At 58.5% G+C, this 18224-nt stretch carries 17 protein-coding genes; 10 read left to right on the forward strand and 7 right to left on the reverse strand.

Annotation, left to right across the window (positions count from 1 at the left end):
• The first annotated feature begins 22 nt into the window (after positions 1-22).
• From GOW16_RS06575 to glmM, 6 genes are all read left to right on the forward strand, one after another.
• Entirely contained in the window at positions 23-2563 is a 2541-nt protein-coding gene (locus tag GOW16_RS06575; protein ID WP_170412127.1) for a putative PEP-binding protein, read from the forward strand.
• A 186-nt stretch (positions 2564-2749) separates the two neighbouring features.
• Positions 2750-3391 (forward strand): cell wall hydrolase, encoded by a 642-nt coding sequence (locus tag GOW16_RS06580; RefSeq protein WP_170412130.1) that lies wholly within the window; start codon positions 2750-2752, stop codon positions 3389-3391.
• 73 nt (positions 3392-3464) lie between these two features.
• Entirely contained in the window at positions 3465-4835 is a 1371-nt protein-coding gene (locus GOW16_RS06585; RefSeq protein WP_170412133.1) for a multicopper oxidase family protein, read from the forward strand.
• A gap of 103 nt (positions 4836-4938) precedes the next feature.
• Positions 4939-5859, forward strand: coding sequence for a dihydroneopterin aldolase (locus GOW16_RS06590; RefSeq protein ID WP_170412136.1), 921 nt, complete (start codon positions 4939-4941; stop codon positions 5857-5859).
• Complete coding sequence (gene folP / locus GOW16_RS06595; RefSeq protein ID WP_170412139.1) at positions 5856-6854, forward strand: dihydropteroate synthase; 999 nt, start codon at positions 5856-5858, stop codon at positions 6852-6854. Before GOW16_RS06590 ends, folP begins: the two co-directional genes overlap by 4 nt.
• A gap of 34 nt (positions 6855-6888) precedes the next feature.
• Positions 6889-8232, forward strand: coding sequence for a phosphoglucosamine mutase (gene glmM / locus GOW16_RS06600; protein ID WP_170412142.1), 1344 nt, complete (start codon positions 6889-6891; stop codon positions 8230-8232).
• Here the strand turns inward: glmM and GOW16_RS06605 are convergent.
• Together GOW16_RS06605 and ilvC are read right to left on the reverse strand one after the other, a co-directional pair.
• The gene (locus GOW16_RS06605) at positions 8229-9131 is read right to left on the reverse strand and encodes a DMT family transporter (RefSeq protein WP_170412144.1); all 903 of its coding nucleotides are present in this window, start codon (positions 9129-9131) and stop codon (positions 8229-8231) included. The two genes, glmM and GOW16_RS06605, sit on opposite strands and share 4 nt — an antisense overlap.
• Before the next feature lie 73 nt (positions 9132-9204).
• Positions 9205-10227, reverse strand: coding sequence for a ketol-acid reductoisomerase (gene ilvC, locus GOW16_RS06610; RefSeq protein ID WP_170412147.1), 1023 nt, complete (start codon positions 10225-10227; stop codon positions 9205-9207).
• Positions 10228-10359: 132 nt separating this feature from the next.
• Between ilvC and GOW16_RS06615 the strand changes: the two genes are divergently transcribed.
• Positions 10360-10815 carry an Lrp/AsnC family transcriptional regulator gene (locus tag GOW16_RS06615; protein WP_170412151.1) on the forward strand — a complete coding sequence of 152 codons (456 nt, stop codon included), beginning with the start codon at positions 10360-10362 and terminating at the stop codon, positions 10813-10815.
• Positions 10812-11270 carry an Lrp/AsnC family transcriptional regulator gene (locus tag GOW16_RS06620; protein WP_170412154.1) on the forward strand — a complete coding sequence of 153 codons (459 nt, stop codon included), beginning with the start codon at positions 10812-10814 and terminating at the stop codon, positions 11268-11270. Before GOW16_RS06615 ends, GOW16_RS06620 begins: the two co-directional genes overlap by 4 nt.
• Positions 11271-11276: 6 nt before the next feature.
• On the opposite strand, the gene GOW16_RS06625 is transcribed toward GOW16_RS06620, so the two are convergent.
• Positions 11277-11978, reverse strand: a complete 702-nt coding sequence (locus GOW16_RS06625; RefSeq protein WP_170412158.1) for a GntR family transcriptional regulator — start codon at positions 11976-11978, stop codon at positions 11277-11279.
• A gap of 231 nt (positions 11979-12209) precedes the next feature.
• Here GOW16_RS06625 and GOW16_RS06630 point away from each other — a divergent pair, with 231 nt between their 5' ends.
• The gene (locus tag GOW16_RS06630) at positions 12210-13337 is read left to right on the forward strand and encodes an aminotransferase class V-fold PLP-dependent enzyme (protein ID WP_170412161.1); all 1128 of its coding nucleotides are present in this window, start codon (positions 12210-12212) and stop codon (positions 13335-13337) included.
• A gap of 10 nt (positions 13338-13347) precedes the next feature.
• On the opposite strand, the gene GOW16_RS06635 is transcribed toward GOW16_RS06630, so the two are convergent.
• From GOW16_RS06635 to GOW16_RS06645, 3 genes are all read right to left on the reverse strand, one after another.
• A complete protein-coding gene (locus GOW16_RS06635; protein WP_170412165.1) occupies positions 13348-14544 on the reverse strand; it encodes a UbiH/UbiF family hydroxylase in 1197 nt (398 codons plus the stop codon).
• Positions 14545-14620: 76 nt separating this feature from the next.
• Positions 14621-14869 (reverse strand): hypothetical protein, encoded by a 249-nt coding sequence (locus GOW16_RS06640; protein ID WP_170412170.1) that lies wholly within the window; start codon positions 14867-14869, stop codon positions 14621-14623.
• Between the two features lie 86 nt (positions 14870-14955).
• Positions 14956-15600 carry a pyrimidine 5'-nucleotidase gene (locus GOW16_RS06645; RefSeq protein WP_170412173.1) on the reverse strand — a complete coding sequence of 215 codons (645 nt, stop codon included), beginning with the start codon at positions 15598-15600 and terminating at the stop codon, positions 14956-14958.
• A 100-nt stretch (positions 15601-15700) separates the two neighbouring features.
• On the opposite strand from GOW16_RS06645, the gene GOW16_RS06650 reads away from it, so the two are divergent.
• The gene (locus tag GOW16_RS06650) at positions 15701-16348 is read left to right on the forward strand and encodes a GntR family transcriptional regulator (RefSeq protein ID WP_170412176.1); all 648 of its coding nucleotides are present in this window, start codon (positions 15701-15703) and stop codon (positions 16346-16348) included.
• 3 nt (positions 16349-16351) lie between these two features.
• On the opposite strand, the gene GOW16_RS06655 is transcribed toward GOW16_RS06650, so the two are convergent.
• Positions 16352-18220: a glycosyltransferase gene (locus GOW16_RS06655; RefSeq protein WP_170412179.1), complete on the reverse strand. Its 1869-nt coding sequence runs from the start codon at positions 18218-18220 to the stop codon at positions 16352-16354.
• Positions 18221-18224: the final 4 nt, after the last annotated feature.

The following is an 18224-nucleotide window of genomic DNA, read 5'->3' on the forward strand; positions in this document are numbered from 1 at the left end:
GTGCAAACCAAAAGGTGCCGCAGTGCAGAATAATCCGCATACCACACTCATCACGTCCGAAGCGCCCGTTGCCGCTAACACCCATGGCGGCCGGGCCAAATGCTTGCAGCGTCTGGTACGACTTGAGCTGCCTGTTCCCCGAACGGTCGCGTTGTCCTTTGATGCGGTGCATCAGATCTCGGACGGGCAGGTGCCTGATATTGCGGCCGTTCTGGAGCAGTTCGACCAGACCGCGCTGTTGTGTGTTCGGCCCAGTTCCGAAGACCCCGATTGGGGCGGTCCGGGAGCCATCCTGAACATCGGCATGAATGACGCGCGTTATGTCGACCTGTCGGATTCAATGGGGGTTGAAGCTGCGGCTGCGCTGTATCTGCGCTTTGTGCAAAGCTATGCGGTTCACGTTGCACGGTTGGACCCGGATGTGTTTGACGAGATTGATGCAGATGGTCGCGAGGGCCTGCAGGAATCTCTACGCGCGTATGAGGACGAAACCGACGAAGCCTTTCCGCAGGATCGTGGCGAGCAGTTGATCGCTGTTCTACGTTCGATGGCGCGGGCGTGGGATGGCACCTCGGCCCGGTTGCTCCGGCAGGCCAAGGGCGCGCCAGCGGATGCCGGTCTGGGCCTTGTGATCCAAGAGATGATCCCCGGCGTCGGCCAGGGGGAATGCGGATCGGGCGTACTGCAACTGATTGATCCGACGACCGGGTTGCCTCAGATCACTGGTCGGTATCTGAGCCAGAGCCAGGGACGCGATGCGCTGGGGGAGGGCGTCGCGGCGCTCTATCTGGAAAAGGACCCGCGCGGAAAGTCTCTGGAAGAGGTCGCGCCCAAGGCTTTTGCGGACCTCAAGGCGCACGCGGCCTTGATGCGGACAAAGCTGCGCGAGGAAATGCAGGTCGAATTCGTGATCGAAAATGGCCACGTGCATATTCTGGACGGCGTGCGCGTACAGCGCAGCGCGCGGGCCGCGATGCGTATTGCCGTGCGACTGGCCGAGGATGGCATCATTCCGCCACAAGAAGCGGTGATGCGGGTCGATCCGCATTCGCTGAACGAGCTGTTACACCGTCAGGTTCATCCTGATGCGGAACGGGACACCTTGACCACCGGCATTGCTGCCAGCCCAGGTGCCGCGACCGGTAAGATCGTGTTCACCTCGGCCGAGGCTCAGGCCAGTGCTGCGCGCGGGGAACCCTGTATCCTTGTGCGACGCGAAACCTCTCCGGAAGATGTCCGCGGCATGCATGCCGCCGTGGCGGTGCTGACGGAAAAGGGTGGTATGACCAGCCACGCGGCGGTGATCGGTCGCGGCTTGGGTCTGCCATGTATCGTCGGGGCGTCCGAGATGCGGTTTCAGACCAAGAAAAAGCAGTTGTCCGCTCCGGACGGGCGGGTATTCAAAACGGGCGACACGTTGACCATCGACGGCAGCTCAGGTCAGGTGCTGGCTGGACAGCCGACCATGCTTGAGGCCGCGCTGGATGACTGCTTCCAGACCCTGATGGGCTGGGCCGATGATGAGCGCGACATTGCAATCCGCGCCAATGCGGACACACCCGCAGATGCACAAACCGCTCGGAATTTCATGGCGCAGGGAATCGGGCTGTGCCGGACCGAGCATATGTTCTTTGATCCCGGCCGCCTTATCGTGATGCGCGAGATGATTTTTGCGCAGACCTCCTCCGGTCGCGCTGCTGTGCTGGAACGTCTGTTGCCGATGCAGCGTGACGATTTTGCTCAGCTGTTCCGGATTATGGAAGGTCAGCCTGTTTGTATTCGTCTGTTCGACCCACCGCTGCACGAGTTCCTTCCGACGACGCGCAGTGGTCAGCGCGAACTGGCCGAGGCATTGGACCTACCGGTTTCTGACGTCGAACGACGTGTCGAGGCGATGACCGAGTATAACCCAATGCTGGGCCTGCGAGGTGTCCGGTTGGGTGTAACGGTTCCTGAAATCTATGACATGCAGGCGCGTGCGATTTTCGAAGCAACGCTTGAGGCTAGCAAAGATGGCGCACCGGTCGTGCCCGAGGTGATGATTCCTCTGGTATCTGCCAAGCGCGAGGTTGAACTGGTCAAGGCGCGCATCGATTCGGTTGCAGCGTCCGTTGCGGCAGAGCATGGGCAAGAGTTCGAGTACCGGTTGGGTGTGATGGTCGAAACCCCGCGGGCCTGTTTACGGGCGGACGAGATCGCGCCGCAGACAGCATTCCTGAGTTTCGGAACCAACGACCTGACACAGATGACCTATGGCCTGTCCCGTGATGACGCTGGCCGGTTCATGTCGGCCTATGTGCGGCAGGGTGTCTTTGTCGAAGATCCGTTTCATGTGCTGGACCCGGATGGAGTAGGTGAGCTTCTTAAACTTGGGGCTGAACGTGGCCGACAGGCACAACCGGATGTGACCCTTTCGGTTTGCGGTGAGCATGGTGGTAACCCCGAATCAATCGCCATTTGCCGGGATTTGGGGTTTGACTATGTGTCCTGTTCCCCCTTCCGAGTCCCCGTCGCTCGGCTGGCTGCCGCTCAACTGGCGATTTCGTCCAAACTTGGGGGTTGACAGGAGGGCGGCACTCAAGAATTAGTAGGGAACAGAAAGCGCCGTCGTCAAATATTGTTGACGAAACGGCGATTTTCCACTTGCTTTTTCGTGAGATCTGGACGTAGCCGTTTGAATTCGGTAAGAGCCTCGTCGCGCCCGCCGGGGGAGGGTCTGGCGCTGAATGTGCCTGTGCGAGGTTATCTGATGCTACGATATATTCTGGCTGTTGCCACAGTGGCGGCAACCGTGCTGCCAAGTGTTTCCGTCGCCGAGAGGGAAGCTACCGATTCTGCTGAACGCGAACTTGTAACCCGGAGCGAACTGCCCGGCCAAAAGTTTCGTGATTACTTAGGTTTGTTCAAGCCACGCAAAGAGCCTGTGCTGCAAAAGGTTTCGTATTCGAAGGATTGGCTGGATCAACTGCCATCCGCCACTGGGGACGAAAACTTCAAATGCCTCGCTGAGGCGCTGTACTTTGAAGCGCGCGGCGAAAGCGTTCGCGGTCAGTTTGCCGTGGCCGAGGTCATCCTGAACCGGGTCAAAAGCAGCCGCTTTCCGAATTCGCTGTGTGGGGTGATCAAGCAGGGAACCGGCAAGAAATACCAATGCCAGTTCACTTATACCTGTGACGGTCAGAAGGAAGTGATCCGCGAGAAAAGAGCCTATGAGCGTGTGTCCAAGGTTGCCCGCGCGGCAATCGACGGCGTTGGCGTCGGTCTTACCGAAGGGGCGACACATTATCACACCAAGGCGGTACGCCCGTCATGGTCGCGAGTCTACAAAGAGACCGCTCGGATCGGCGTTCACATTTTCTACCGCCACAACTATCGGACCGCGAGCAACTGATTGACGCACCCGCGCTGGAACCTTGCTGGCGCGGGTCTTTTTCTGGCTTATGTAGCGGGCCAGGAGGTCCGCCATGATATTATCCCGCAGACGGTTTCTGCAAACGTCGACTGCACTGATGTTGCTGCCAAGGGCGGCGCATGCGGTCAGTTCTGATCTGATCGCTCTGGATTCAGAGCAGCAGATTGCGCCTGAAGGTTATCCAACAACACCGGTTTGGACCTATGGCGGCAGCGTTCCCGGGATCGAGATCCGGGTGCCGCAAGGCGGGCGTGTTCGGCGCAATCTGGTCAACAACCTGTCTCAGCCTACGGCCGTGCACTGGCACGGAATAAGGATCGATAACGCAATGGATGGCGTGCCTGGATTGACACAGGACGCGGTCGAACCGGGCCAATCCTTCGTCTATGACTTTGTTGCGCCGGATGCCGGAACATATTGGTATCACTCACACAACAGATCTGTGGAACAGGTCGCTCGGGGTCTCTACGGACCTTTGATCGTCGAAGAAGCCAGCCCGCCGGACGTTGATCAGGATCTGACGCTGATGTTGGACGATTGGCGGTTGGATCCTGAAACGGCGCATATCGTGGATGATTTCGATAATGGGCACGACCTGAGCCACGCGGGAAGGTTGGGTAATCTCGTGTCCGTCAACGGTGGCTTTGATCCGTCTTACTCGGTTGGGTCGGGAGAACGGTTGCGACTGCGCCTGATAAACGCTTCGAACGCGCGTATTTTTGATTTGGCTTTGGACGGGCTGGCCGGTTGGATCGTGGCTTTGGATGGCATGCCGCTTGCCGTACCGCTGCCTGTTGAGGACAGCTTTCCGCTTGCGCCAGCGCAGCGGGCGGACCTTATCGTGGATGTGACCTCTTCGTCCGGAGAAGTCGCGGGTCTCGCCAGTATCGAACGGGATGGCGGCTATGGCGTGGTGCGCTTTCCAGTTTTCGAAACCGCCCACACACGTAGGCGGGGAATTGCGCCATTGCCCTCGAACAATATGCCTGAATTTCAGTATGAAGAGGCACCTCTGCATCGCATGTCGCTGCAGGGCGGTGCGATGCGATGGCTTGAGGGGGCGAAGCTTGGCGATCAGGACCTCACAGGCCGCGAACTGGCGCAACTGGGCCGGTTCTGGGCGTTGAACGGATACGCGGAACGGCCCAAAGATCCGTTTCTGGATGCGCAGTTGGGGCAGATACATCGGATCGAATTTGTGAACGAGACTGCCTTCCCTCATGCCATGCACCTGCACGGTCACCACTTCCGTCTGATCCTGCCGGATGGCAGTTTGGGACCATGGCGCGATACTGTGCTGGTGGACAGGGGCGAGACCCGACAAATCGCGCTGGTTGCGGATAATCCGGGCGACTGGCTGCTGCATTGTCACATGCTGGGGCACGCGGCCTCGGGCATGATGAGCTGGTTCCGGGTAAGCTGACGCCGCATTCGGTGGCTGGAAAGACGCATGTTGCGGTGTTATATGCCCGCGCATCGTTTAATTTGCGCAAACACGTCCACAACGCCCGAAGAGGTTCGCCTGTATGAGCTCTGAAATCCGTCTTGCCTTTGCGCACCCGTCCGAGCGGTCCGAGGCGACCGCCACCCGGGGGCCGCTGGATCGTATTTCCCTGCGCGACCATATCGTCGAGGTCGAGATTGGCGCGTTTCAGGCCGAGCGGGGTACAACCCAGCGTATCTGCTTCAATATCGTGGTCGAGGTTCGCCCCCTGACCGATCCCATCGACGATGACGTGGATCGCATCCTGTCTTATGACCGGGTGACCGAAGCCATCGCCTATGAGCTTGCAGCGGAACGCCTCAACCTGCTGGAAACCCTCGCGGACCGGGTGGCGGAGCGTATTCTGCTTGAGCCTCAAGCTGTAAGAGCCTTTGTCAGAATAGAAAAACTGGACCGTGGCCCCGGTGCTTTGGGTGTTGAGATCGTACGGGGCAAAGATAAGGTTCACCACGACGTTGTCGAAGAAGAACGCCCGCATCCGCGCCTGGCCTTCCTGTCGAACGAAGCCATTGCCTCACCCGATCTGACTGGCTGGATCGACCAGTTGGAAAACCGTGAACGCCCGCTGATCCTGTGCGTTGGTGCGGCGGATATGCCGGTTTCGCAGACGGGCCACGCGATGACGCAGCGCCGAATTGACTTGCTGGCGATCGAGCAGAACGCTTGGGTTCTGGCCGCACGCGATCACCGTTGCGTTGTCGTCTCAACACGGACCGAGCTGGATTGGGCTATGAAAAACGGCCAGATCTGTGTCTGGGCGCCCTCGAAAATCGTTCTGGATGCTGTTGATGGCCCGTCTGCGGCACCATCGGACGCCGTCGCTTTGGCCGCATGGTTTGCGGCTACTTTTGAGGCGAGCGAGATGTTGGTTATCGGTGGTGCGCTGCCCGATGCCCCTAAAACACCTCTTCGCTCGGTCTCGGTGGATCAGGCACAACTGTGACTGCGTACTATCGACCTTTGGTTCAACATGAACCGAACCGTCCGTCAGGCGCTGTGTCGATTGCGGGCCAATCCCTGTGGTTTACGCATGTTGAACAGTTAACTCGACATGAGCCTCCAGAGGTCATTGCCGTGAAGGATGTGCCCGACGGCGCTCTGGACCGTCTGACGCGACCGCGCGCCAATATTGCCGGTCTTGCCATGGATCGCCCGCATATTATGGGCATCCTGAATGCTACACCGGACAGTTTCTCGGATGGTGGGGTGCACAATTCGGTCAGTGCGGCCCAAACCGCGGCTGAACAGATGGTATCACACGATGCAACCATTCTGGATATCGGTGGGGAATCGACCCGGCCCGGAGCGACCTTCGTACCCGAAGATGAAGAAATCGCCCGAACCCGCCCCCTGATCGAAGCCATCAAATCCCGCACTGATGCTTTGATATCCATAGATACGCGTAAATCCGCCGTTGCTGAAGCAGCGTGGGAGGCCGGAGCGGGGCTGATCAACGATGTAACCGGCTTTACCTTTGATCCGCAATTGGCACCGTTTTGTGCAAAAGTTGGTGCTCCGGTCTGCGTGATGCACATGCAGGGCGATCCGGCAACGATGCAGGATGATCCGACCTATGATGATGTACTGCTGGACGTCTATGATTTCCTCGACGAGCAGGTGGCCAACCTTGAAAAACTCGGGTTGGAGCGGGATCAGATCGTCGTTGATCCGGGCATAGGTTTCGGCAAGACCGAAGCACATAACCTCGCCCTACTGCAGGGGATCAGCCTGTTTCATGGCCTGGGTTGCCCGATTCTGCTGGGCGTGTCCCGAAAAGAGATTATCGGACAGATTGGCAAAGAGCCGCGCAAAGACGCCCGCGCGCCAGGATCAATCGCAGTCGGGTTAGCCGGATTGTCACAAGGCGTTCAGATTCTGCGCGTACACGATGTTGCAGAAACCGCTCAGGCCTTGCGCCTTTGGGCTGCTGTCCGGTAAGGCGGAGGCAGGCAAGAAATGACGGAGTGACATTATGCGCAAGCTGTTCGGAACAGATGGAGTGCGGGGGACCGCTAACACCCATCCAATCACGGCCGAAATGGCATTGCGCATTGGGGCTGCCGCTGGCCGTTACTTCCGCCGCGATCAATCTGACGTACACCGGGTGGTGATTGGCAAGGATACACGCCTGTCCGGTTATATGGTGGAAAACGCCCTGACAGCCGGATTGACCTCGACCGGTATGAACGTCTTGCTGTTAGGTCCGGTACCTACGCCCGCCGTCGGATTGATGACGCGTTCGATGCGTGCGGATGTCGGCGTGATGATCTCGGCCAGCCACAACCCGGCCGAAGACAATGGCATCAAGTTCTTTGGCCCGGATGGATACAAGCTGTCCGATCAGGCCGAAGCCGAGATCGAGCGTCTGATCGAAGAGGGTGTCAGCCCTGCGCAGGCGCAGAATATCGGCCGTGCCCGGCGCGTGGATGATGCCCGTTTTCGGTACGGTGAGCGGGTCAAATCCTCATTGTCTCGCGATCTGCGTCTGGATGGGCTGAAAGTTGTCGTCGATTGTGCCAATGGAGCCGCGCACCGCACTGCGCCTGAGGTTTTGTGGGAATTGGGTGCCGACGTGATCCCGGTGGGGATTGCACCCAACGGTAAGAACATCAACCTAAATTGCGGTTCGACCAAGCCGCAATTGGCCGCGGAAACGGTTGTCGCTCATGGGGCGGACGTCGGAATTTGCCTGGACGGTGATGCCGACCGTGTGGTCATGGTTGATGAACACGGGCAGGTTGCAGATGGCGATCAGCTAATGGCGCTTTTGGCGACCAGTTGGGCCGCGGCAGACCGCCTGAAAGGCGGTGCGCTGGTCGCAACAGTCATGTCGAACCTTGGTCTGGAACGGCATCTGGAAAGCCATGGTCTGCGGCTGGAACGCACCAGTGTCGGAGACCGCTATGTCGTTGAACGTATGCGCGAAGGCGGGTTCAATCTGGGCGGAGAGCAATCTGGCCACATCGTCATGAGCGACTATGCCACCACGGGTGACGGCCTGATGGCAGGCCTCCATTTCCTGGCTGAGATGGTCCATACGGGTCGTAAAGCCTCGGAGCTTTCTGTGCAGTTCGAAACCGTACCTCAATTGCTTAAGAACGTGCGCTATGGCAAAGGACAAGCCCCGCTTGAGGCCGCCAGTGTGCAGGCCGCAATTTCCGACGCCGAAACACGATTGAACGGGCAGGGGCGCCTGTTGATCCGCAAGTCAGGTACGGAACCTCTGATCCGCGTCATGGCGGAATGCGAAGATGATGCGCTGCTGACCAAAGTGGTCGACGGTATCGTCGCCGAGGTCGAAGCTGTGGCCGGCTAGCGGCCAGTCAGCATCTTTCGCAGGCTGAACCACTGGCTGATGGCCAGCCCTGTCAGGATCATGGCAAGTGCTATGTAAAACCGCAGCGGTAACGCCTCGGACAGCACCCACGCGCCGAAAACCATCGACCAGATGGGAACCTGGTAATTCACCAGCGTCATAAAGACTGATCCCGCACTGCGAATGACGGATACGCGCAGCAGTGTGGCAAATGCCGTGGGCACCAACCCCAACACGATAATGGCTATGCTTGGGCGGGTGCCTTCCCACGTTGGAATGCCCTCGGTTACGACCATGATTGGCAACAGGATTACTGCACCGACCAGCAGGGTCAGAGCTGCTAGTACCACCGGATCAATGGGTGGGCATTGTCGGGTGAATATCGACGCACAGGAATAGCACAGAGCGGCCCCGATGCAGGCCAGTTGCGCTAGTGGTTCTGATCCTTGGCCCAATTGAGCCAGGCCGGGGCCGATCAGTACCAAGGCACCGCAGAAACCAAGCGTCACGCCAACCAATTTCCTGAGGTTCAGCGGTTCGTCCGAAAAGAAATGCGCCAGCGGCAATACCATCAAAGGAATCGCGGCCATGGACAAGCCAGCAAAGGCCGATGATACGTATTGCTGTCCCCAGCTTAGCAGAACAAAGGGTAGGGCCGAGGACAAGATGCCGATCACGATGACCGAGGTCCAAAGAGCAATCGACCCGGAGGGAAGCTTGCGGTTCGTGACCGCCATCAGGCCCAGCAACATCACCGCGCCTAGCGTTGTTCTTGCAGTGGCGACGGTGATTGGCCCGTACCCTTCCAGCGCCATTGCGACGACCATGAAGGTCCCGCCCCAGATCAGACCAAGGGTGATAACGCCGCTCCAATCGCGGGATGTGGGTTGCTGGACCATCTGCGTCTCGGCTTGGGGCATGGACAAAAAAGGGCGGCCTGATGGGCCGCCCCTTCGCATTCGCTTGGTGGGATCAGTTCTTTTCCTGATCGACCAGCTTACCGGCGGAGATCCACGGCATCATGTCGCGCAGTTTCTTACCAACCTGTTCGATCTGATGCTCATCATTGTGACGACGGGCCGCTTTGATGGTCGGTTGACCAACTGCGTTTTCCAGCATGAAGTCACGCACGAACTTGCCGGTTTGGATGTCCGACAGGGTCTCTTTCATCGCCTTCTTGGTCTGCTCATAAGGCAGAATGCGCGGGCCGGTGACGTACTGGCCATATTCCGCAGTGTTTGAGATCGAGTAATCCATGTTCGCGATACCGCCTTCATAGATCAGATCAACGATCAGCTTGGTTTCGTGCAGACATTCGAAGTAAGCCATTTCAGGCGCATAGCCTGCCTCGACCAGTGTCTCAAAGCCGCAACGGATCAGCTCAACGATGCCGCCGCACAGAACGGCCTGCTCGCCGAACAGGTCAGTTTCGCATTCTTCGCGGAAGTTGGTTTCGATGATGCCCGAACGGCCGCCACCGATGGCCGAGCAGTAGGACAGGCCGATTTCCAGCGCCTTGCCGGTTGCGTCGCTGTCAACTGCGACCAGGCAAGGTACGCCGCCGCCTTTGACATACTCGCCGCGCACAGTGTGGCCGGGGCCTTTGGGGGCCATCATGATGACGTCGACGCCTTCTTTCGGCTCGATCAGGCCAAAGTGGACGTTCAGGCCGTGGGCGAAAGCAATCGCCGAGCCAGGCTTGATGTTGTCATGTACGTATTTCTTGTAGGTTTCGGCCTGCAGTTCGTCGGGCATGGTGAACATGATGACGTCGCACCAGGCTGCCGCTTCGGCGATGCCCATGACTTCCAAACCTTCGGCTTCGGCTTTTTTGGCCGAGGCGGATCCTTCACGCAGAGCGACGACAAGGTTCTTCGCACCCGAGTCGCGCAGGTTCAGCGCATGGGCGTGGCCTTGCGAGCCATAGCCCAGGATCGCTACTTTTTTGTCTTTGATCAGGTTGATGTCGCAATCGCGATCGTAATAGACGCGCATGTCGCCGGTCCTTTCTGGTTTGATTGCCGAGCGTTCTACCTGTCTATTACTGTATTGGCGATAGAGTTTCGCTTGAATTTTTGTCAAAAGGGTGAAGAATAATTCGCCAAATAACTAAAATTCGAGAAATTCATGCTTGATGACATTGACCGTCGAATCCTGCGTCACTTTCAGGCTGACCCAAGCCTGTCAGCGGCGGAACTGGCCGAGCGGTGTCGCATCAGCCAAGGCGTCTGTTGGCGCCGCGTCGAAAAGATGCAGGCTGCTGGCATTATCCAGGGGCAGGAGGCAGTGATCGACTGGGCGGCGCTTGGTTATGCAGTCGAGGTTTCGCTGCGGGTCACGCTGGACAAGACGCAGTCCCGCGCATTTGACGAATTCACTGCGGCCGCCCGACAGGTGCCCGAGGTGATCGAATTGCAGACATTTCTGGGCAGGGTGGATGTGCGCCTGTCAGTGATTGCCAGGGATATGTCTCACTACCAGCAACTCTACCGCGACCGCATCCTGACCCTGCCGCATATCGCGGATATCGAGGCCCTGATGCATATCGCGAGGGTCAAAAGCGAAGAGGTTCTGCCGGTATGACCGATTTGGATGAGCTGGACAGAAAAATTCTGTGCGCGCTGGCGCAGGATGCATCGCAGAGCGCCGGGGCATTGGGGCGTAAGTTGGGATTGTCACAACCGGCAACCTGGCGGCGAATCCGCCGGCTGGAAACCTCGGGCATTATCAAGGGTCGACGGCTGCGCCTGAATGCCGAGGCGCTGGGATTCGGCGTGACCGTGTTTCTTGGTGTCAAACTGGCCCGCAAGGGACAGGTCAGTCTGGAGGACTTCGAGCGCGCCGTAAGTGCCATTCCCGAAGTCCAGACTGTTGAGCATGTGCTGGGACTGTATGACTATCGCCTGCGGGTGGTGGCCCGCGACCTTCCAGACTTTGAGCGGGTCCTGCGCCGTCGGATCATGACCTTGCCCGGCGCAGGGGATGTCGAAGCCAACGTCCTGTTGAGCGAGGAACGTTTGCCGGGTCCGATCAGATAGACCGATTCAGTACCGTGTGCGGATACAATACCCGGGATGGTGGGTCATCCGGGCGAATGCCATCGGGTTCCCGTTTTTCCAGGTTGTGCGTTCGAGCTGGATCATCGATGCTCCGGCGGTCGTCCCCATGAATTCCGCCAGCCTTCCGTCTGCGGAAATCGCGCTAAAGGCGACTTCGGCCTCGGTAAACGGGGCGGCGTTCAACAGCCATTCATGCGGCCCTTGGTTGCTTAGGTCGGCATGCTCGATCTCGGGAACCGCATCTATGTTGATCCAGCGCTCTTCCATTTGGAAAGGGCGGTTGTCCGCGTAGTGCATACAGATCACATGCAGGACGCGCACGTTCGGCGATACCCCGATCTGCGAGGCCAGCCAGCCAGGGCTGGCGACTACGTTGCGTTCGACCAGCGAGTAACGGTAGGTTGCATTTTGACTTTCAACTGTTTGACGGGCCAGAGAAAACTCAAGCTTTGCATGCTTGCTGGGTTCCTTTTTGACCCGGGTCCCGCTTTTGCGTTTGCGCTCGACAAAGCCCTGATCGGCGAGCTCACGCAGGGCGCGGTTCACCGTCGCGCGTGCGCAATTAAATTCCTCGGCAAGCTGCGTTTCGGTGGGCAGAAGCGATCCCTGCGGCCAAACACGGCATTCGATGCGCCGTTTGACTTCATCCCGTACGACTTGAAAACTGATCCGCTTATGCGCATTCACTTGTCGAAATACCTTTCTTCCACAAAGTGAGTGCATCTGGTCAGAAACACGTCAAAGTGTAAAGAGCCGCTGACACTATTTGGCGTCATTTAGTGCCAATATCGACAGACAAATTGTCATTTGATTGAATTGTTTTTGGGTTCCCTTAGGTCAGATATTCGGGTTCAGTACGGGTCTCGGCAAATTAACCCGTGTCGTAACTCCGCTGACGACCACTTGAAAGGAAAATCTATGCCAGCGCTATTGGATACCGTTGATCCCTCGGGGCTCGAAGAGTTCTCGGTCGTGTTTACCGACCGGTCTCTGAATCACATGTCGGTTCAGTTCCAACAGGTGATGCGCGACATTTCGGGCTTGCTGAAGGATGTATACAACGCGGACGGCGTTGCGGTTATTCCCGGTGGCGGTACCTATGGGATGGAAGCTGTTGCCCGGCAATTTGCACGCAACGCCAATGTTCTGGTCGTGCGGAATGGGTGGTTTTCCTATCGCTGGAGCCAGATCATCGAATCCGGCGATCTGACGGCATCCGCCACTGTTCTCAAGGCGCGTGAAACCGGCAATTCCAGCCCGTCTCCATTTGCTCCGGCACCGATTGAAGAGGTGGTTGCGACGATCCGCGAACAACGCCCGGATGTCGTGTTCGCCCCGCATGTCGAAACCTCGGCCGGGGTTATCCTGCCTGATGACTACGTAACAGTGATGGCCGCCGCGGCGCATGAGGTTGGGGCGTTGATGGTGCTGGATTGCATCGCGTCCGGCTGCGTCTGGATCGACATGAAGGCCACCGGCGTGGACGTCCTGATTTCGGCGCCCCAGAAAGGCTGGAGCGCGTCGCCTTGCGCCGGTTTGGTCATGTTGTCGGAACGTGCCGAGAAACGGTTGGAAGAGACAACCTCGGACAGCTTTGCTGTTGATCTGAAGAAGTGGCGGCAGATTATGCAGGCTTATGAAAATGGCGGACACGCGTATCACGCAACCATGCCCACGGATGCGTTGAAAGCGTTTCGTGATACAATGATCGAAACCCGCGACTACGGGTTCGAAAAGCTGCGCGGCGCACAATGGGCCTTAGGTGATGGCGTCCGCGCGATGCTGCGGGAAAAGGGCATCGTTTCAGTTGCCGCAGACGGATTTGGCGCACCGGGCGTTGTGGTCAGCTATACGGCTGATCCGGACGTTCAGAATGGTAAGAAATTCGCCGCTCTGGGTATGCAGATCGCCGCCGGAGTACCACTGCAATGTGATGAGCCCGAAAGCTTCAGCACCTTCCGGCTTGGCCTGTTCGGTTTGGACAAGCTGTATGATGTGGACGGCACCATTGCGCGACTAAAACGCGTGCTGGATCAGGTTCTGTGAAACTTGGGCCTCAGCGCACGCCGAGGCCCATTTGCATCAATGTTTTGCGAACAGGTGGCAGGGAATAGAGCGCATTCAACCCCATTGCCCGTACATCCCTTAACGGCCGCGCTTCGATCATCGAGGCGCGGTTCAGCAGGTCAATGCCCTTGACCCGCATCTCGATCTCGGTGTGGCGGGCCTTGTGATAGGCGTCTAGCATCTGGGCGTCACCCAGGCCTTCGGGACGGGCTCGCGCAAGATCCAGCAGGCTGCGGAGATCGCCCAGCGACATGTTCAGACCTTGCGCACCGATTGGCGGCACAACGTGGGCGGCCTCGGCCATCAGGGCGATGCGTTCGCCCGACAGACGCTCGGCCGACTGGCTGATAATCGGCCAGATCGTCCGGCGCGAGGCCAGTTTCAACGGCCCGAACAACCCGCATGAGCGTTCGGTCATCAGGGCCTCAAACGCCTCGGGCTCGGTGTTCAGCAATTCTACCGCGCGCGGTCCGCGCTCCATCCACACAATCGCCGAGGACGGCTGCCCTTGCCAGTCGGGCAGGGGGACCAGGGTGAACGGCCCGCCCGAACGGTGGATCTCGGTTGAGACATTTTCGTGCGGGACCGGATGCGTAACAGCAAAGGCTAGTGCTTTTTGGCCGTAGCGAGTGGTGTGGGTTTGGATGCCCGCCGCCTCGCGCATGGGCGAATTGCGCCCGTCCGCAGCAAGCACCAATTTGCAGCGGATGCGGCTGCCGTCGCTTAGTCCAACGCGTGCTTCGGCAGTGCGAGTGAACAGGCTGGCGGTTCCGGTGCCGGGGCGGAAGTCGACATTCGGCAGTTCGGCCAGCCGTGCCACCATCTCGCGCCGCAAAAGCCAGTTGGGCAGGTTCCAGCCAAAAGGCTGATCCGAGATATCGGCGGCGTTGAAATCGCGCACAACGCGGGGTTCGGGGACATCACCGCCGGCGTCGACAATACGCATGATTTGCAAAGGGGCCGCGTGTGCGTCCAGCCGTTGCCACAACCCGCACTCCTCCAGCAACCCGTGCGCGGGTTGCAGAAAAGCGGTGGTCCGCAAATCAGAGCCGTCTACATCACGCTCAGTGATAGGAGGGGTCGGGTCGACGCAAACGATGTCGAAACCCGCGGTTCCAAATGCCGCCGCAGCGGTCAGTCCGGCGATTCCGCCGCCTGAAATCAGAATGTCACAGCTGTCTTTCATGACCTTGGCCTCCGAGTGTTGCGCAGAACCTAGTGTGGTTCTTCGTCGGGTGCCAAGTGACATCCTGTCCCGTGCGTCAACCGCGCGAGATCAGGATGAGGATCAGGAACATCACCGGCACCATCATCACCGCTGGGATGTACAGGCCCGGCAAGCCAAACAACAGGGCAGAACATCCCCACATGCTGAAAATCGCGGCGGCTGTATAACCCCAATCTTCGCCCTTTGCATGAGCGGCATCCTTGGCCATCCAGCCAAACAGGGGAATTGCAAACAACAGGCGCTGCCAGATAGGCAGGCGTCCGGGCATCTCGATCGCGCTCATGGGGTCTCCGATTCTGTTCGTCGCTCCGGCGCATATAGGGTCGATGCTGCACCTGCAGAATGTGCAGATCGTCGCAGTGTGACAGCCTATCGCAGGCGGGCCAGAAACGCGGTCAGATCGTCGGTATGGTGGTGAATATGATCGGCCTCATGGGGCTCGGGCGCGACATGGACAGTGCGCATTCCCATTGCATGAGGGGCAGTCAGATTGCGCGGATCATCCTCGAACATGGCTGCCTTGGCTGCGTCGATCCCATCCTGTGCAAAGATTGCCTCGAAGGCGGCCTGTTCGGGTTTTGGACGATAGCCCGCATGCTCCACGCCGTAGATCGCATCGAACAACCCGCTGAGACCGCGTGCTTCCAGCACCCTTTCGGCATAGGGCGCGCTGCCATTGGTGTAGACGATCCGGCGGCCGGGAAGGGACCGGATGTGGTCGGCCAATTCGGCGTCGGGGTCCATGTGGCTCATATCCACCTGATGCACGGCGTGCAGATAGGGGGCAGGGTCCAGGTCGTGTTCGGCCATCAATCCGGCCAGCGTAGTGCCGTACTCGCGCCAATAGTGTGACCGCAGACGATCCGCCTCGGCCCGGGCGACACCAATGGCCTGTACTACGTAATCTGTCATCAGAACTTCGATCTGATCGAACAGCTGCATATGCGGCGGATACAGCGTGTTGTCGAGGTCGAACACCCACTGGGTGACGTGTGAAAAGGAAGGTTTGACCATGGTTTGGGTTTAGGCCGCCGCGCCATGGTTTTCAATGCTACACTTGATTGCATTGGCCCGAGGCGGATAGACATGTCCGAACGAGGAGACAAACCACCCGATGCCCCAATCCAGACAGCCCAATAAAGACGCCTACAGCCTAATTCTCGAAGCGATTGACGTAGGCGTTTACAAGCCCGGCGACCGATTGGTCGAAAGTGAGTTGGCAGAACGGTTTGGCGTGTCGCGCACGCCGATCCGCGAAGCGTTGCAGCGTCTTGAGACGCAGTCACTGCTGGAACGAGACGGACGCTCGCTGATCGTGGCGTCGCTAGATCACAACCAAATGGCGGAGCTTTACGTGGTCCGTCGCGAATTGGAGGGTTTGGCGGCAAAGCTGGCCGCGAAACACGCCACCGAAGAAGAGATCAAAGTGCTGCAGGACATGGTCGCCGCCGACGATGCGCTGGTGGATGACCCATCGGCGCTGTCGCGGGCCAATCGGCGGTTTCACGAACAAATCCATCTGGCATCGCACAACCGGTATCTGGTGCAGCAACTGGACCTCGTGCACCGCACTATGGCGCTGATGGCGACAACGTCCCTTGCGGTGCAGGGTCGTGGTGAGATTGCCCAGAGCGAGCACAAAGGCATTGTCGAGGCAATCGCCGCACGTGATGAAGAGGCGGCAGAACGGGCACTTAAGGAACATATCTCGGTGGCTTTCATGACCCGTCTGAAACAGGATGCCGTGCTGCGCGAGAAGTGACCGCTAGAGGGGCTGAACCTCTTCGCTGGCTTGCCCATGCTGCGTTTTGTCCCAGAAGAATGGTTTGCTGGCCAGCTCCCACAGAGCTTTGTAGGCGGCCAGCACGCCAAGTGGAAAATAGAGGGGCATGGTAGGGACCCATGGCAGCAGAAACCGTCTTTCGGGCGCTGCAACGGCCAGCACCCCGACGATCAGATTTGTGATCTCGGCAACTAAGAACAGGCCGATCAGTGCGTAAAAAGTCCACCCTGGTAAGAGAGTATCAAATGGGCCTGGCAAGCCCAATGTCACCAGCCAGAACAGCCAAAGGATTGGAGCCAATAAGAACTGGCCAATCGTGCCCAAAAAGAACGCCTGAAACCCGAGAAATCGCTTGAGCCCAAGTTCGTTGAGCAGGCGCAGCGGCGCACGCATGTGCACCAGATAGGTCACCATGAAACCCTTGAGCCAGCGTGAGCGTTGTTTGACCCAGGGCCAGGCGCGAAAATTTGCTTCCTCATAGGTCGCTGTGTCGACCATCTCGGTCCGATAGCCTGCGCGGCTGAGGCGTACACCCAAATCTGCATCTTCGGTCACATTGTGGGCATCCCAGCCGCCAAGCTCCAGCAGTTTGTCCCTACGGAAGAAGAATGTTGTGCCTCCCAATGGAACAACCAGTCCCAGACGCGCGATACCCTGCAGGAGTATCCGGAACCAACTGTTGTATTCGATGGTAAAGCAGCGTGAGCGCCAGTTGGTACGCGGGTTGTAGTAATCCAACACGCCTTGCAGGCAGACAACGTCTTCGCCGACCCGCGCGAAATGCCGGACCACCCGTTCGATCTGATCCGGTTGCGGGGCATCCTCGGCATCCCAAACGCCCAGAATGTCGCCGCGGCAGAAGTCCAGCGCGTAGTTCATCGCCCGGGGCTTGGTTGTCAGGCCGTTCAATTCCGGAACTTCCACGGTTCTGATCCAACTGGGTAGCTTCACACGGTCCACGGTGGTGCGCGTGACTTCATCGGATTCTTCCAGCACCAGAATGACGTCGAGCAACGCCTTTGGGTATGTCAAGCGTTGCAGTCGCTTAATCAAAGCTCCTGCTATCTCTCTTTCCTTATACAGGGGCACCATCACCGAAACGCGCGGCAATCGGAGTGGGACAGGTTCAGGGATCGGGCACCCTTGTTGACCTCTCATTAAGTAAGAGATCAAGCCAGCTACGCGCAAAGCCATGAAAAGAAGCAGTGAAACTACGGCAGCGGCCAATAGAAGGGACAAGCCAATAGCAGGAAAGACCGCAAAAAAGAAAAGAGCCCCGGCAAGCGCCGCGATAGGACTCGCACGCGCCAATGGTGTCCAGGACCGACAACTCTGGTCCTCGTCTACCCGAGCTTCCGCACTCTTCGCCAATGTGTTCGCGAACGCATTGGCAATCGCTTGGTCAATCTGGCTTGCCGATGCAAGCACCGGTGCCACCGTGTGTTCGGTGTGGGATAGGGCGGCGCGGACGGCGGCAAAACGGTTCGGGTTTGCGGTCGCGATCAGCAGAATGGGGCCTATGCGCTGCCATGGGAGAACATTGTGCTTCAGCCAAAACTCGGCGGGTTTGATGTCACGTAAGGTCTGTTCGGGTGGCGTGTTTTCCAGATCGATAAGTTGCAGGCTGGTTTGCTCGGACAGGGCTTCCATGACGTCCTGCCGACTGACCCAACCTTCACTGACAAGGATTTCGCCCAACGGAGCCTGTTGTCTGGATTGCAGATGCAGCGCCTTTTCCAACTGCGCAGGGGTGATGCATCCGCGTTCGACCAAATAGGTGCCAAGAGGTTTCCGCGCCCGAACAGAAATTGGCGCGGCGCGCGCGAAATTCTGCAGGTTAAGTTCGACCATTAAA

The sequence above is a fragment of the Ruegeria atlantica genome, assembly GCF_013033965.1.
Taxonomy (GTDB): Bacteria; Pseudomonadota; Alphaproteobacteria; order Rhodobacterales; family Rhodobacteraceae; genus Ruegeria; species Ruegeria atlantica_D.

Excerpts from the sequence above, each read along its gene's own strand:
- GOW16_RS06580 (WP_170412130.1), top strand. The coding sequence starts at position 2,750 with ATGCTACGATATATTCTGGCTGTTGCCACAGTGGCGGCAACCGTGCTG.
- GOW16_RS06585 (WP_170412133.1), top strand. The coding sequence starts at position 3,465 with ATGATATTATCCCGCAGACGGTTTCTGCAAACGTCGACTGCACTGATG.
- GOW16_RS06590 (WP_170412136.1), top strand. The coding sequence starts at position 4,939 with ATGAGCTCTGAAATCCGTCTTGCCTTTGCGCACCCGTCCGAGCGGTCC.
- glmM (WP_170412142.1), top strand. The coding sequence starts at position 6,889 with ATGCGCAAGCTGTTCGGAACAGATGGAGTGCGGGGGACCGCTAACACC.
- GOW16_RS06605 (WP_170412144.1), bottom strand. The coding sequence starts at position 9,131 with ATGGTCCAGCAACCCACATCCCGCGATTGGAGCGGCGTTATCACCCTT.
- ilvC (WP_170412147.1), bottom strand. The coding sequence starts at position 10,227 with ATGCGCGTCTATTACGATCGCGATTGCGACATCAACCTGATCAAAGAC.
- GOW16_RS06615 (WP_170412151.1), top strand. The coding sequence starts at position 10,360 with ATGCTTGATGACATTGACCGTCGAATCCTGCGTCACTTTCAGGCTGAC.
- GOW16_RS06620 (WP_170412154.1), top strand. The coding sequence starts at position 10,812 with ATGACCGATTTGGATGAGCTGGACAGAAAAATTCTGTGCGCGCTGGCG.
- GOW16_RS06630 (WP_170412161.1), top strand. The coding sequence starts at position 12,210 with ATGCCAGCGCTATTGGATACCGTTGATCCCTCGGGGCTCGAAGAGTTC.
- GOW16_RS06635 (WP_170412165.1), bottom strand. The coding sequence starts at position 14,544 with ATGAAAGACAGCTGTGACATTCTGATTTCAGGCGGCGGAATCGCCGGA.
- GOW16_RS06640 (WP_170412170.1), bottom strand. The coding sequence starts at position 14,869 with ATGAGCGCGATCGAGATGCCCGGACGCCTGCCTATCTGGCAGCGCCTG.
- GOW16_RS06645 (WP_170412173.1), bottom strand. The coding sequence starts at position 15,600 with ATGGTCAAACCTTCCTTTTCACACGTCACCCAGTGGGTGTTCGACCTC.
- GOW16_RS06650 (WP_170412176.1), top strand. The coding sequence starts at position 15,701 with ATGCCCCAATCCAGACAGCCCAATAAAGACGCCTACAGCCTAATTCTC.
- GOW16_RS06655 (WP_170412179.1), bottom strand. The coding sequence starts at position 18,220 with ATGGTCGAACTTAACCTGCAGAATTTCGCGCGCGCCGCGCCAATTTCT.